The 13,812-nt window shown below is 70.7% G+C and carries 10 protein-coding genes; 8 read left to right on the top strand and 2 right to left on the bottom strand.

Annotation, left to right across the window (positions count from 1 at the left end; all coding sequences use genetic code 11):
• The first annotated feature begins 59 nt into the window (after positions 1-59).
• Complete coding sequence (locus ACFSNB_RS00465) at positions 60-1,064, top strand: DUF3298 domain-containing protein (protein WP_377313433.1); 1,005 nt, start codon at positions 60-62, stop codon at positions 1,062-1,064.
• A gap of 438 nt (positions 1,065-1,502) precedes the next feature.
• On the opposite strand, the gene ACFSNB_RS00460 is transcribed toward ACFSNB_RS00465, so the two are convergent.
• The gene (locus ACFSNB_RS00460; protein WP_377313431.1) at positions 1,503-2,051 is read right to left on the bottom strand and encodes a sigma-70 family RNA polymerase sigma factor; all 549 of its coding nucleotides are present in this window, start codon (positions 2,049-2,051) and stop codon (positions 1,503-1,505) included.
• A 196-nt stretch (positions 2,052-2,247) separates the two neighbouring features.
• The gene (locus tag ACFSNB_RS00455) at positions 2,248-2,952 is read right to left on the bottom strand and encodes a response regulator (RefSeq protein WP_377313430.1); all 705 of its coding nucleotides are present in this window, start codon (positions 2,950-2,952) and stop codon (positions 2,248-2,250) included.
• Between the two features lie 189 nt (positions 2,953-3,141).
• Here ACFSNB_RS00455 and ACFSNB_RS00450 point away from each other — a divergent pair, with 189 nt between their 5' ends.
• The 7 genes from ACFSNB_RS00450 (at position 3,142) to ACFSNB_RS00420 (ending at position 13,792) form a co-directional block, all read left to right on the top strand.
• Positions 3,142-4,098 carry a phytochrome family protein gene (locus ACFSNB_RS00450; RefSeq protein ID WP_377313428.1) on the top strand — a complete coding sequence of 319 codons (957 nt, stop codon included), beginning with the start codon at positions 3,142-3,144 and terminating at the stop codon, positions 4,096-4,098.
• Positions 4,099-4,505: 407 nt separating this feature from the next.
• Positions 4,506-7,400, top strand: a complete 2,895-nt coding sequence (locus ACFSNB_RS00445; protein WP_377313427.1) for an autotransporter outer membrane beta-barrel domain-containing protein — start codon at positions 4,506-4,508, stop codon at positions 7,398-7,400.
• Between the two features lie 2 nt (positions 7,401-7,402).
• Positions 7,403-8,257, top strand: coding sequence for an alpha/beta hydrolase (locus ACFSNB_RS00440; RefSeq protein WP_377313426.1), 855 nt, complete (start codon positions 7,403-7,405; stop codon positions 8,255-8,257).
• 129 nt (positions 8,258-8,386) lie between these two features.
• A complete protein-coding gene (locus ACFSNB_RS00435; protein WP_377313425.1) occupies positions 8,387-9,418 on the top strand; it encodes a PstS family phosphate ABC transporter substrate-binding protein in 1,032 nt (343 codons plus the stop codon).
• 275 nt (positions 9,419-9,693) lie between these two features.
• A complete protein-coding gene (locus tag ACFSNB_RS00430) occupies positions 9,694-11,220 on the top strand; it encodes a bifunctional aminoglycoside phosphotransferase/ATP-binding protein (protein WP_377313424.1) in 1,527 nt (508 codons plus the stop codon).
• Positions 11,221-11,307: 87 nt separating this feature from the next.
• Positions 11,308-12,180 (top strand): universal stress protein, encoded by an 873-nt coding sequence (locus ACFSNB_RS00425; protein WP_377313423.1) that lies wholly within the window; start codon positions 11,308-11,310, stop codon positions 12,178-12,180.
• Between the two features lie 349 nt (positions 12,181-12,529).
• Positions 12,530-13,792 (top strand): methyl-accepting chemotaxis protein, encoded by a 1,263-nt coding sequence (locus tag ACFSNB_RS00420; protein ID WP_377313421.1) that lies wholly within the window; start codon positions 12,530-12,532, stop codon positions 13,790-13,792.
• Positions 13,793-13,812: the final 20 nt, after the last annotated feature.

Raw genomic sequence — 13,812 nt, 5'->3', positions numbered from 1 at the left:
GGTTGCTTCTTGACGCCAATGGGATAATCATTGGCTGAAATCGCCGCCGGGGGCCGCCGATGATCCAGCGCCCGTTTCCCCTTGCCGTCGCGGCCGCCGCCCTGATGCTGGCGGCCGCGCCACCGTCCCGGGCCGAGCCGCCCAGTTTCGACTGCACCCACGCCACGGGCAACGTCGAACAGGCGATCTGTGCCAGCGCCGACCTGTCGGCGCGCGACCGAGCCCTCGCCGCCAGCTTCGCCCAGGCACTGACGCAGTTGCCCGAGGACGGGCAGCAGGCGCTGCGCAATGGCCAACGCCAGTGGCTGCGGCTGCTGCATCGGTCCTGCGACGGCAGCCACCGCCCGGACGACGGCGACAGGGCGACGTGGCAGCAGGAATGCCTGACCCGCACTTACGAAATGCGCCAGAACCAGCTCGACCACACGGTCGAGCGACAGGGCGGACTGGTGTTCCGCCGGGTCGACCGTTTCGCGGTGTTCCCCCTCCCCCGCACCCCGCTCCCCTACGAGAATCCGGCCACCCTGGCGGTGTCCTACCCCCAGCTCGTCACGCCGGACACGCCGTCCCGGCAGGCATGGAACCGGGCCATCGCCGCCCGCTTCGACCGGATCACCGGCGACGCGGCGGAAGACGTCGCGATCGATTACCGCCTCGGCTGGGTTTCGCCCCGGCTGATCTCGCTCGAGGTCAGCGACTACCGCTTCGGCCATGGCGCGGCACATGGCAATGAAACCATCAGCCAGAGCCACTGGCTGCTCGAAGCCGGGCGTCCGCTGCGTGCCGGGGACCTGTTCCTGCCCGGCCGCGACTGGCGTCGGGCGATCGCCACCCATTGCCTCCAGGAGCTGTCGCGGCGCCCGCGCACCTGGGCCGAGAGCGCCGCCAAGCTGGCCCCGATCGCCGGCGATCCCGCCCGCTGGAGCTTTGGCGCCGACGGACTGACCATCCATTTCGATCCCTACGAGGTCGCTTCCCACGCCGATGGCCCCCAGCAGGTGCTGGTGCCGTGGGACCTGCTGCGCCCCTATCTGGTCGCCGATCCGCCGGTTCCGGTCCGCTAGGCCGGCGATCCTATCCCCATTGTTGTCGTAATCCCCCGACCAACAGCAACAATTGGGGGGCGGGATCGGTGGGAAAAACCGAACTCATCCCCATTTTCCGTGGGGAAAACTGTGGAAAACCACGTGAGATCGGCAGTTTCCCTGGCGATTTCACCGCCGCCCAATATTTAGGCACCGCCACGCCGCCCCAGACCCGCCGTCCCGCCCCGGGGGATGGAACAATGCGGCACGGGAGTCTTTCCCCATTTTTGGTGGGAAACGCTGTGGAAAACCGGGTGGGATTGGCAGTTTTCCTGGCCGGGGCCTGCCAGCCCGCTTTTTAGGCACCACCACGGGGCGGTGCCTGCCACGCGGGCGTTCACGGCGTGCAGAAACGGGAAAGGGCCAGGAATCCAAGGGCCTGCGGCCCTGGGCGGGCGCGGGCGGCGCCCGCCTCGTTCAGGTGACGTCCGCCACCCCGGTGACGCCGCGCCGGACCAGCGCCCCCCGCAAGGCGCGCTGGCCGCGCCCCAGCAGGGTTTCCACGACGGCGACCGGCAGATCCATCACCTCCGCCACCCGGGACACCGACAGGTCGGCGAAATAATGCAGGGCCAGCGCGGCGCACTGACGGCCGGGGATCTCGGTCAGGGCTTCGGCGATGATGTGGTCGCGCTGGCGGGCCTGAACCAGATCGGGCCGGACGGAGGCCTCGCCCCGGCTCCGGCGACAGCGGTCGAGGCTGGCATTGAGCACCCCGCGATAAAGCCAGGTCGAAAAGCGGGCCTCGCCCGGCCAGCGCCCGGCCAGTTCCGACACCTTGAGCAGGGTTTCCTGCAGGATTTCGTCGGCCTCGTCGGGACGGCGGGTGACCCGGACCGCCAGTGCCAGCATCGAGCGGACGTGGCGCGCCACCAGCACGGCGAAGGCGTCGCGGTCGCCGCCGGCGATCGCCGCCAGCAGACGCTCGTCGCCGACCCCGGCGAAGGCGACGCTCCGCTCCGCCACGTCCGGATCCGCGCCGGCCGCCGCCCTGACGGCCTGATTGTCACGGTCGTGCCCCACCCCATCCCCTTTTCTCGCCGGCCGGCGCCACCCCGCCGGCTGCCGCACTGTCGGCGCTCCGCCGCCGAAACACCATCCGGCCGGCAGAAACCGACACCCTGCCGAAGGATCTGGCGGCGCGGCGATCCCGCAGCGGGACTCAGCCGCCGACCAGACGGTAGCCGACGCCGTGCACGGTCAGAATGATCGCCGGGTGGCGGGCATCGCTTTCGATCTTGCGCCGCAGACGACCGACCAGCACGTCTATGGTACGGTCGATCACCGCTTCTCCGTCGTGCTGAGTGAGATCGAGCAGCTGATCGCGGCTGAGGGCGCGGCCGGGATGGCGGGCCAGCGCCGCCAGCACGTCGAATTCCCCCCGGGTCAGCCGCACGTTTTCCCCCCGGGGCGACAGCAGCTGGCGGGAATCACAGTCCAGCGTCCAGCCGGCAAAGCTGTAGACCCCGCTGCCGGACCGTTCCGCCGCCATGCTCGGCCCGACCCGGCGCAGCAGGTTGCGCACCCGCACCGCCAGTTCGCGTGGATTGAACGGCTTGGTGATGTAATCGTCGGCGCCGATCTCGAGCCCGACGATGCGGTCGGTTTCGTCGTCGCGCGCGGTGACCAGGATGATCCCCATCGTCGATTTGGCCCGCAATTCACGGGCGAGGATCAGGCCGCTCTCGTCGGGCAGGTTGATGTCAAGCAGCACCAGATCGGGCAGGGCATGGGCGATGATCGACTTGGTCTCGTGGACGTCGCCGGCCTCGCTGACCTGGAACCCTTCGGCCGCCATATAGGCAGCCAGCTTGCTCCGGGTGACCGGGTCATCCTCGACGATCAGGACATGCGCCTTACCCGCCACCACGCCCTCCTCCCGCACCAACTCTACCGGAGGCTATTCACCAAACATTTATATCGTATTACCGCGTTTTTCAATCTCAGGCAAAAATCCGTTGCCGGGGCGGGATTATAACGAAATCAACGGGAGGGCCCGCCATGGCCGGCGGCGGTCTCCCCCGCCCAGCTTCTTCCGGCCCACGATTCCTCCGCCATGACCGCCTCGCCCAGCCGCACCTACCAGCCTTTCGCCCGCCTGCTGCCGTTTCTCGGCGCGGCCGGGGTGGTGATGGTGTGGCTGTTCGGCGCCGATGGACTCGAGCCGCTGGCCCGCCGGCTGCCGCTCGGCGGCCTCGACGCGCTGGCCTGTCCGGTGCCGTTCGAGGTCGGCGAAATGGTGGCGACGGTGCTGCTCGGCCTGATCGGCGGCGGCCTCGGGGTGGTCCTGACCCGGGCGATCCGCCACCGCGCCCCGCATCCGGCCCGGCCCTCGCCATGGCGGCGGCGCGAGCTTGACCTGGGCGGACGCGGCCGGCTGCGCCAGCGGCTCGACGAACTGGAACGGTTCGCCGACATCGTCCGCACCGACCTCCACCCGCCGATCCAGCAGATGCTGCGCTCGGCCCAGTTGCTGGCCGCCACCGACCGGGGCGGGCTCGACGATGCCGCCCGGCTCTATCTCGGGCAATTGCTCGACGGGACGTTGCAGGTGGCCGAACTGCTGGCCGGGCTCGACCGCCTCGCCGCCAGCGCCGAGGCGGTCGGCATCGCCCCGGCCGGACCGCTGGCCCTGGCCCGGCGCCGTCTGGCCGCGACGCTGGGCCGGGCCGACGCCGTGCTGGTGGTCGGCCCGTTGCCGCCGGTGCTGGCGGTGGCCGAAGACCTGACCGAGATCTTCACCCGCCTGCTCGATGAGGCGGTGCGCGACCGCCCGCCCGGACAACGCCCGGTGCTCAACCTCGCCGCGACGACGGAGGAACGGACCGTCCTGTTCCATCTGCGCGGCGGCAACCCGCCCGGCGAGGACAGTGCCGACGGTGCGGCCGAGCCCGGCCTCGGGCTGGCGCGGCGGCTGATCGAGCGGCTGGGCGGCCAGCTGTGGCGCGAGGGGGACGGCACCCTGGCCTTCACCCTGCCGGCGGCGCCGGCAACCGGTGCGGCCGAAGACTGAAGCAGCCCGCGCCGCCAGGTCCTGGCCGGCCGCCATCCGCCTCAATTTCCTGACGATTTTCTCAAGAGCGCAGGGCGCCGCCCTGCACCCGCCAAGGGCCGAGGGCCCTTGGAACCCAGGTCTTTGCCTCAATCCGGAAGGAACCAAAATACCAAAAATTATCATAAAAACCAAACATTTGCCATTATAGCGGGTGGTCATTATCCTGCGCGCTTCCTTTAGGACTTTCGTGACGAGACGATGATCCCGCCCTGACCGCCCCCGCCCGTTCCGACGGTCCCCACGCCAGCGCCGCGATCGCGACCGCGATGGCCTGATCCCCCGGCCCGTCCCGCCCATCCATTCCCGGACCGCTCGCCAGAATCCCGGCGAAACCATCCGCCCCATCGGAGAGGAGAACCTCGGCCATGCGCGCGCGCGCCCTCTTTTTGCTTGCCACCGTTTCCCCCCTCGGCCTGCTTGCCACCCCCGCCGCCCGTGCCGACGACGGCATCAACCGGGCGACGGAGATCGTCAACGGCACCAGCTACAGCAACAACGGCGCCAACCTCGCCGGCGCCACCGGCGACGACGGTACCGGCACCGGCTGGGGCGGCGACGGCACCACCGTGGCGGTGACAGGCAGCGGCAGCCACGTCACCCTGACCGGCGGCACCATCACCGGCGGCACCGGTGGAGTTGGCGCCACCGGTGCCGACGGCGGCATCGGCACCACGGTCCACGTCGAGAGCACCGCCGACCTCACCACGGTGACGATCGGACACGGCACCACCGTCCAGGGCGGCACCGGCGGCGCGGGTGGGGCCGGCGGCACCGGCGGCGCCGGCTTCGCGATCGTGGTCGATGGCACCAACACCACCGTCGACAACAGCGGCACCGTGCTCGGCGGCACCAGCACCACCCCCTATTTCGGCGCCGCCGCGATCGGCGGTCCGAACTCGACCCTGTACAACCGGGCCGGCGGGGTAATCGACGGCCGGGGCGGCTGGGGCGTCGGCCTCGCCGGCACCGGGGTTTTGCTCGACAATGCCGGCACCATCCGCACCAGCGGCGGCAACCGGGCGGTGCTGGTCACCGATCCCGAGGTCCACGGCCAGCCCGCCGCCGTCGTCAATCAGACCACCGGCAGCATCAGCGGCGGCGACGGCCAGCAGACCCCGACCGCGGCGAAGGCCGGCAGCGGGATCGAGGTCGATGACACCGTCACCGGCGTGGCGATCATCATCAACCGGGGCACCATCACCGGCGGTGCGGGCGGGACCGGCTATCTTGCCGGCGCCGCCGTCGACATCCGTTCGGCCGGCACCACCACCATCGACAATTACGGCACCCTCGCCGCTGGCGCCGCCGGCGACGCCACCCTGCCGCGCATCGCCCTCGGCCTCGATCAGACCCTGCACGGGGTGAGCTTCATCAATTACGGCGGCAGCATCGACGGCGGCATCGCCACCTCGCAACACGGCGACCTGCTCAATTTCCTGGGCGGCCGGCTCAACGGCGACATCTACGGCAACGCCGCCGGAAACTCGACCGGCGGAGGCGCCACCGTGACGTTCGTCACCGGCACCACCACCCTGGCCGGCTCGATCGGTCAGGCCATCGGCGAGTCGGTCACGGTGCAGGGGACCACCACCTATTGGGGCCCGGTCAAGGAGATCGTGGTCGCCAACGGCGCCACCCTGGCGTTCGACGCCGACAGCAGCCTGCATGCCGGCGCCCTCAGCTTCCGCAATGGCGGCACGCTCGACCTCGGCACCCACCAGGTCCATCTGTACCGCTATGCCGGGCTGGGCGTCAGCGGCACCGACAGCGGGGCGATCGGGCTGCGCACCACCATCGACACCACCGCCGGCCGCCACGGCACCCTGGTGATGACCGAGATCGGCGGCACCGCGAGCCCGCTGTTCGCCAGCAACGCCCCGACCATCAATCCGGTGGTGATCGGCAGCGTCGCCACCGGGGCACAGTACATCGTGATCCAGGACAGCAACGGCCGCGCCGTCGCCAACCTGCCGTCGGTGGTCAATGGCGGCGGCTGGCGCTGGAGCGTCGCCAGCGTCGGGACCGCCGCCGGCTCGACCGCCGCCGACACCGACGGCTTCCTGTTCCGCAACGGCGCCAGCGCCGCCGGCGACAACACCACCAACATCGTCCTCACCGCGCTTGGCCGCAACGTCGCCGGCACCGCCGGCGGCAGCAACGGCGCGGCGGTGCAGGCGCTGGCCGGCTATGGCGGCGGCAACAACGGCCTGCTGGCGCTGTCGCAGGCGGTCAACGACCTGACCGCCCCCGCCGACATCCAGCGCGCCGGGGCCCAGTTGCGGCCCGAGACCACCACCAACACCGCCCAGGCGGCGATGGGGGCGGTGACCCAGGCGGTCAACACCATCGCCGCCCGCGCCGATGCGGTGCGCACCGCCGCCGCCGGCTACGGCACCGGCATCGCCACCGGTGAAACCCCGGTCGGGCTGGGGATCTGGGGACAGGCGTTCGGCGCCACCGCCAGCCAGGACAAGCGGGCGGAGATCGACGGCTACGATGCCGACACGGTCGGCCTCGCCTTCGGCGGCGATCTCAAGGTGATCGGGCCGCTGCGGGTCGGGCTGTCCTTCGCCTATGCCCGCACCAACGTCGATGCCACCGGCGACCGCAGCGGCAGCGGCCAGGAGATCGATTCCTACGTCACCAGCCTCTACAGCAGCTATTCGGCCCGGCGCTGGTATCTCGACACCAGCCTGACCTACGGCTACCACCAGTACGATTCGACCCGCGCCGTCACCTTCGCCGCCGGCAACGCCCAGAGCCTGACCGCCAGCTATGGCGGCCGGCAATTGGGGGCGCGGGCCGAGGCCGGGGTGCCGCTGCCGCTCGGCCGGGTGCTGGTGACCCCGCTGGTCTCGTTCGCCTACAACAACCTGCGCCAGGACGGCTACACCGAGCGCGGCGGCGCGGCGGCGCTGGTGGTGGGCTCGTCCTCGACCGATTCGCTGCGCTCGGGGCTGGGCGCCAAGCTGTCGAGCAAGGCCGCCACCATCGGCAATTGGGAAATCCGCCCCAACGCCCGGGCGGTGTGGCTGCACGAATTCGACGGCTCGGCCCCCACCCTGACCGCCGGCTACGTCGCCGGGGGCAGCGCCTTCACCACCCCCGGCAACGACACCGCCACCGAGCATGTCGATCTCGGCGTCGGCATCGATCTCGCCTCGGTGCGCGACATCACCCTGTCGGCCCGCTACGACGCCGATCTGGCCGATCGCTATGTCGGCCATTCCGGCTCGCTGCAAGTCCGGGCGGAGTTCTGACCATGCCCCCCCTCCCCCGGTTCCACCGCGCCCGGCTGGCCCGCCCGCTGGCCGCCCTGCTGCTGCTCGGCGGGCTGGCCGGCTGCGCCAGCCTCGACCGCGACGCCAACGCCGAGGCGATCGCCGCCCCGGCCGGGCTCAAGCGGATGCTGATCCGCACCGACCCGTTCTGGCTGACCACCTTCGCCCGGCTGAGCGACCCGGCCCGGCCGGTGACGGTCTATATCGAGGGCGACGGGCTGGCGTGGCAGTCGCGCAGCGAGCCGTCGCGCGATCCGACCCCGGCCGAGGCCCAGGGGCTGGCCCTGGCCGCCGCCGACCCCGGCGCCAACGTGGTCTATCTCGCCCGCCCCTGCCAGTTCACCGCCCGCGCCCGCAACCCGTCCTGCACCCCGGCCTACTGGACCGGGCGCCGTTTCGCCCCCGAGGTGATCGGCTCGATCGGACAGGCGCTCGACCAGATCGCCGCCCAGGCCCCCGGCCAGAAGCTGCATCTGGTCGGCTATTCCGGCGGCGGAGCGGTGGCGGTGCTGGCCGCCGCCCGCCGCCAGGACGTCGCCTCGCTGCGCACCGTCGCCGGCAACCTCGATCCGGCCGAGGTCAGCCGGCTGCATCAGGTCTCGCCGCTCGACGGCTCGCTCGATCCGCTCGCCGCCGCCGGGGCGGTGGCGCGGATCCCGCAGCTTCATTTCAACAGCGCGACCGACCGCGTCATCCCGCCGGCGATCGCCGAACGCTTCGTCGCCGCCACCGGCCCGGCCTGCGCCCGCGCGGTGACGGTGCCCGGCCCCAGCCACGATCGCGGCTGGACCGAACGCTGGCGCGGCCTGCTGGCGACCGAGCCGGTCTGCCGCTGAGCCCCCCGATGCCGGCCGGTGTCGGAAAATCTGTCATGATTCATTAACTCCGGCCGGCTCGGGAGCGCCTATATATTCCGGGCTCAGATTGTCGAGAACCGAACCCGGTTTTTCAGCAAGGAGCCTTTCATGAAGTTCCCGACCCACCTGATGATGACGACCGCCCTGGTCGCGGCGACCATCGCGCTGGCCCCGGCCGCCGAAGCGCGCGACCAGATCCGGATCGTCGGATCGTCGACGGTTTATCCCTTCTCGACCACCGTCGCCGAGCATTTCGGCAAGGCCGGCAAGTTCAAGACTCCGGTGGTCGAAAGCACCGGCACCGGCGGCGGTCTCAAGCTGTTCTGCTCGGGCGTCGGCCCGGACTTCCCCGACATCACCAACGCGTCGCGCCGGATCGAGCCGTCCGAGGTCGAGACCTGTGCCAAGGGTGGCGTCACCGCGATCACCGAGGTGGTGGTCGGTTATGACGGCATCGTCTTCGCCAATTCCAACCAGGGCCCGACCTTCACCCTGACCCGCGACCAGATCTACCGCGCCCTGGCCAAGGACGTGCCGGTCGACGGCAAGCTGGAAGCCAACCCCTACAAGAAGTGGTCGGAAATCGATAAGAGCCTGCCCGACATCGAGATCCAGGTGTTCGGCCCGGCCCCCAACCACGGGACCCGCGACGCCCTGCTCGAGCTGGTGATGGACCCGGCCTGCGGCAAGCATGCCGAGATCAAGGCGCTCGACAAGGACGCCAAGAAGAAGGCCTGCCACATGATCCGCGAGGACGGCGCCTTCATCGAGGTGTCGGAATCCTACAACGTCACCCTGCAGAAGATCGAGGCCTCGCCGACCGCTCTCGGCGTGTTCGGCTTCAGCTACCTCGACCAGAACCGCGACAAGGTCAAGGCCGCGACCGTCGACGGCATCGAGGCGACCTTCGAGACCATCGCCGGCCGCACCTATCCGGTGTCGCGCCCGCTGTACTTCTACGTCAAGAACGCCCATGTCGGCATGATCCCGGGCATCAAGGAATTCGTCAGCGAATTCGTCTCGGACAAGGCCTCGGGCAAGACCGGCTACCTGTCGGAAATCGGCCTGATCCCGATGCCCGACGCCGAGCACAAGGAAGAGGCCAAGAAGGCCACCTCCTTCTCGCCGCTGAAGCTGTAGTCTCCGGCGGATCGGTCGAGCGCGGCGCTCCCCCGGGGGGCGCCGCGCTTTCTTTTGGCGGGCTGCCGCCCTGCGCGCGCATAAACAGGTTAGGCGGGCTGCCGCCCGCCGGCCCGCTTGGAGGCTGGCGCCTCCAAACCTCCCCCTTTTTTGAAAAAGAAGGGGGTCCGGGGCATCGCCCCGGCCGGGTGCGGGCGGGAGCCCGCCCAGCCTCTCCCGCCCCCCGGCAAAGGGGCCTATACTCCGCCCCCGGCACGGCAACGGAGGGGGAGCGGATGGACGCGGCGGCGCAGCGGGAGGTGATCGCCTTTCTGGCCGATCCGGCCAGCCATGGCGGCGCGGCGGTGGAGCGGATCGACACCCACATCTCGACCCTGTTCCTGGCCGGCGAGCGGGTGTTCAAGCTGAAGAAGGCGGTGCGGCTGCCGTTCCTCGACTACACCGACCCGGCCGAGCGCCACCGCTGCTGTTGGGCCGAGCTGGAGCGCAACCGTGCCAACGCCCCCGGCCTCTATCTTGGCGTTGCCGCGATCACCCGCACCACCGACGGGCGGCTGGAATTCGACGGCACCGGCCCGGCGCTCGACTGGGTGGTGGTGATGCGCCGTTTCGACGAGCAAACCCGGTTCGACCACCTCGCCGCCGCCGGCCGGCTCGACAATGAACTACTCGACGGGCTGACCGACGCGGTGGTGGCCTGTCACGCCGCCGCCCCGCCCCGCCCCGACCTGGGCGGGGTGGCGCCGCTGGCGGCGGTGATCGACAGCAACCACGCCGCCCTGACCGCCGCCGCCCCGGCGATCCTCGACCCGGCGGCGATCGCGGCGCTGACCACCGCCTGCAAGAGCGCGCTCGACCGGCTGGCGCCCCGGCTGGAGCGGCGCCGGACCGAGGGACGGGTGCGCGCCTGTCACGGCGACCTCCATCTCGGCAATCTCTGTCTGTTCGAGGGACGACCGACCCTGTTCGACGCGATCGAGTTCCGCGACGATTACATCGCGATCGATCCGTTCTACGACCTCGCCTTCCTGCTGATGGATCTCGGCCAGCGCGGCTTGGCCGCCGCCGCCAGCCGGGTGATGAACCGCTATCTCGACCGCACCGGCGATTACGACGGCGCCCCGACGCTGCCGCTGTTCCTCGCCCTGCGCGCCACCATCCGCGCCCACGTCACCGCCACCATCGCCCTGGCCGCCCCGGTGGCGCGGCGCGCGGACCTCGCCGCCGAGGCGCGGGCCTATCTCGCCGCCGCCGCCGCCGCGCTGGCCCCGCCGCCGCCCCGGCTGGTGGCGATCGGCGGGCTGTCGGGCAGCGGCAAATCGCGGCTGGGGCGCGATCTCGCCCCGCTGCTGGGCGTGCCCGGCGCGGTGGTGGTGCGCAGCGACGCCCTGCGCAAGCAATTGCTGGGCGCGGCGCCGGAACAGCGGCTCGGCCCCGAGGCCTACAATCCGGCGATGTCGCGCCGCACCTACCAGGCCCTGGGCGAGACCTGCGCCGCCCTGCTGGCCGCCGGCTGTCCGGCCATCGCCGACGCGGTGTTCGCCCGCCCGGACGAACGCGCGGCGATTGAGGCGGTGGCCACCGCCGCCGGGGTGCCGTTCGCCGGCTTGTGGCTGGAGGTCGCCCCCGAGCAGGCCGCCCGCCGCATCCGCGAGCGCCGGCCCGAATTGTCCGATGCCACCCCGGCGGTGCTGGAACACCAGTTGGGCTACGATCTCGGCCCGATCGCCTGGGGCCGGATCGACAGCGGCCAGGACAAGCCTGCCACCCTCGCCGCCGCCCGCGCCCTCCTCGGTTTGTGAGGGCCTCGGTTGCGCCGAAGCGCGATTTGCATCGCTTTCCACCCGGCGCATAATGAGCGCCGCATTCGGCAGAGGGGGAGAAACACCATGCCCGCTTTCCGCACGATTTTGGTTCCGGTCGGCGATTCCGGCACCGCGCTCGGCGTTCTCGACGCCGCGCTGGGGCTGGGGCGCCGGTTCGGCAGCCATGTCACCGCGCTGCATGTCCGCACCGATCCGGCGCTGGCGGTGCCGCTGATCGGCGAGGGCCTGTCGGCCGCGATGGTTGATGAGATGATTTCGCTGGCCGAGACCCAGGCCGCCAAACGGGCCGAGACCGCCCGCGCCGCCTTCGAGGAAGCCCGCCAACGCTTCGACGTGCCGCTCGCCAGCAGCCCCGACACCGAGGGCCTGTCGGCCGAATGGGTCGATGTCACCGGCCGCGAGGAGGACGAAGTGGTCCGGCGCGGCCGGCTGTCCGACCTGATCGTCTGCGGCCACCCCGAGGGCGACGAGGAAATCCCGGCGATGACCACCCTCAACGCCGCCCTGCTGACCGCCGGGCGGCCGCTGCTGCTCTGCCCGGGCCGGCCACCGGCCCCGTTCGGCCGCAAGGTGGCGATCGCCTGGAACGGCAGCACCGAGGCCAGCAACGCCGTCGCCTGGGCGATGCCGTTCCTGCGCGAGGCCGAGTCCGTCACCCTGCTGACCGTCACCGAGCATGCCAACGGCCCGATCGCCGCCCCGGCCGGCGACCTCGCCGCCTATCTGGCCTGGAACGGGATCGCCTCGGCCACGGTGGCGGCCCAGGCTCCCACCTCCCAGGCCGGGGCCGAATTGCTGCGCCAGGCGGTGGCCTGCGGTGCCGACCTGCTGGTGATGGGGGCCTACACCCACTCCCGCCTGCGTCAGTTGATCCTGGGCGGCGTCACCCGGCGAATCATCGCCAATGCCCCGATCCACTGCCTGATGTGTCACTGATGCCGTCCGGCCTCGAAGGACCCGTGGGGTCCTTCGAGGCCGGAACGGTGCAGGAGACGGCGCCGACTTGGCGCCGCGCCGCCCGGATTCGGCCGAGATCCCGGCGAGAAAAACCCAGACGTGAAATGACAGGAAGGAAATGATCGCCCCTGATCTCGGGCCTTGACCCGAGGGGAGACACCGGCGTTCACCCATGTTTTTCTTTGATTCACAAAACAAGAGTTGAAAATTTTCAATCGCGCCATTGATTGTTTTTTGAATTTTTCATGGTACTTTTGCCGCATTTAAGGACACAGCATCCGTCGCGGCACCGCCCCCGGCCGGACGCCACCGTATTGGGAGCTACGCGATGAGCAGCCTGTTCCGCAAGCGCGGCCCGGATTTTCTCGATCTGGCCCGGCAGAGTTTCTTCGAACACACCCCCGACAGCGTGCTGGTGATCGCCGACGGCCGGTTCGTCGAATGCAACGCGGCGGCGGTCCGCCTGTTCGGCTATCCCGACAAGCCGTCCCTGCTCAATCTGACCCCGCAGCAGATGTCGCCGCCGGTGCAGCCGGACGGCCAGCGTTCCGAGGACAAGAGCGCCAAGCTGATCGGCGAGGCCCTGACCCACGGCAGTACCCGGTTCGAATGGCAGCATCGCCGCGCCGATGGCAGCGATTTCCCGGCGATGGTCTCGCTGGTCGCCACCAGCCTCGATGGCCGGCCGGCGGTCTATACCGTGATTGCCGACCTCAGCGACGTGCTGGCGGCGCGCGAGGCGAAGACCCATACCCTGCTGGGTTCGATCCAGCGGTTCGAAAACGAAGCCGCCTCGGCCCTGACCACGGTCGGCGGCGCCGCCCGCCAACTGGAATCGACCGCCCAGGCGATGAGCGCCACCGCGCTCCAGACCCGCAATCAGGCCGGCAGCGTCGCCAGCGCGACCGAGGAGACCTCGGGCAGCGTGCAGACGGTGGCGACCGCCGCCGAGCAGTTGGCGGCCTCGATCCGCGAGATCGCCCGGCAGGTCGAGCAATCGAACCACGCCGCCCAGACCGCCGCCGAGGAGGCCGACCACACCAGCCACACCGTGCAGGGACTGGCGGACAGTTCGGCGCGGATCGGCGCGGTGGTGCAGTTGATCAACGATATCGCGGCCCAGACCAACCTGCTGGCCTTGAACGCCACCATCGAGGCGGCGCGGGCCGGCGAGGCCGGCAAGGGCTTCGCGGTGGTCGCCAACGAGGTCAAGGGGCTGGCCAACCAGACGGCACGGGCCACCGAGGAGATCGGCAGCCAGATCGGCGCGGTGCAGACCGCGACCCAGCAGGCGGTGGTGGCGATCAACAGCATCGTCGGGCGGATCGGCGAGATCAACCAGATCGCCACCGTGATCGCCTCGGCGGTGGAGGAGCAATCGGCGGCAACCGCCGAGATCGCCCGCAACGTCCAGCAGGCCGCCGGCGGGATCCAGCGGGTGTCGGACAATCTGGGTGGCGTCAACGCCTCGGCCGCGACCACCGAGGGCGCGGCGGGCGAGGTGCTGACCTCCAGCCGCTCGCTGACCCAGCAGGCCGGCGCGCTCCGCACCCTGATCGACAGCTTCCTGCACGCCGTCCGCGCCGCCTGAACGGCGGAAAAGCGGGAACC

Origin of the sequence: Phaeospirillum tilakii (assembly GCF_042683125.1) — a bacterium.
GTDB lineage: Bacteria > Pseudomonadota > Alphaproteobacteria > Rhodospirillales > Magnetospirillaceae > Phaeospirillum > Phaeospirillum tilakii.
This window is presented reverse-complemented; position numbering and strand designations above follow the sequence as displayed.

Bases quoted from the DNA above. Each gene is read 5' to 3' on its own strand.
- ACFSNB_RS00465 (WP_377313433.1), top strand. From the start codon at position 60: ATGATCCAGCGCCCGTTTCCCCTTGCCGTCGCGGCCGCCGCCCTGATG.
- ACFSNB_RS00445 (WP_377313427.1), top strand. From the start codon at position 4,506: ATGCGCGCGCGCGCCCTCTTTTTGCTTGCCACCGTTTCCCCCCTCGGC.
- ACFSNB_RS00420 (WP_377313421.1), top strand. From the start codon at position 12,530: ATGAGCAGCCTGTTCCGCAAGCGCGGCCCGGATTTTCTCGATCTGGCC.
- ACFSNB_RS00430 (WP_377313424.1), top strand. From the start codon at position 9,694: ATGGACGCGGCGGCGCAGCGGGAGGTGATCGCCTTTCTGGCCGATCCG.
- ACFSNB_RS00440 (WP_377313426.1), top strand. From the start codon at position 7,403: ATGCCCCCCCTCCCCCGGTTCCACCGCGCCCGGCTGGCCCGCCCGCTG.
- ACFSNB_RS00450 (WP_377313428.1), top strand. From the start codon at position 3,142: ATGACCGCCTCGCCCAGCCGCACCTACCAGCCTTTCGCCCGCCTGCTG.
- ACFSNB_RS00425 (WP_377313423.1), top strand. From the start codon at position 11,308: ATGCCCGCTTTCCGCACGATTTTGGTTCCGGTCGGCGATTCCGGCACC.
- ACFSNB_RS00435 (WP_377313425.1), top strand. From the start codon at position 8,387: ATGAAGTTCCCGACCCACCTGATGATGACGACCGCCCTGGTCGCGGCG.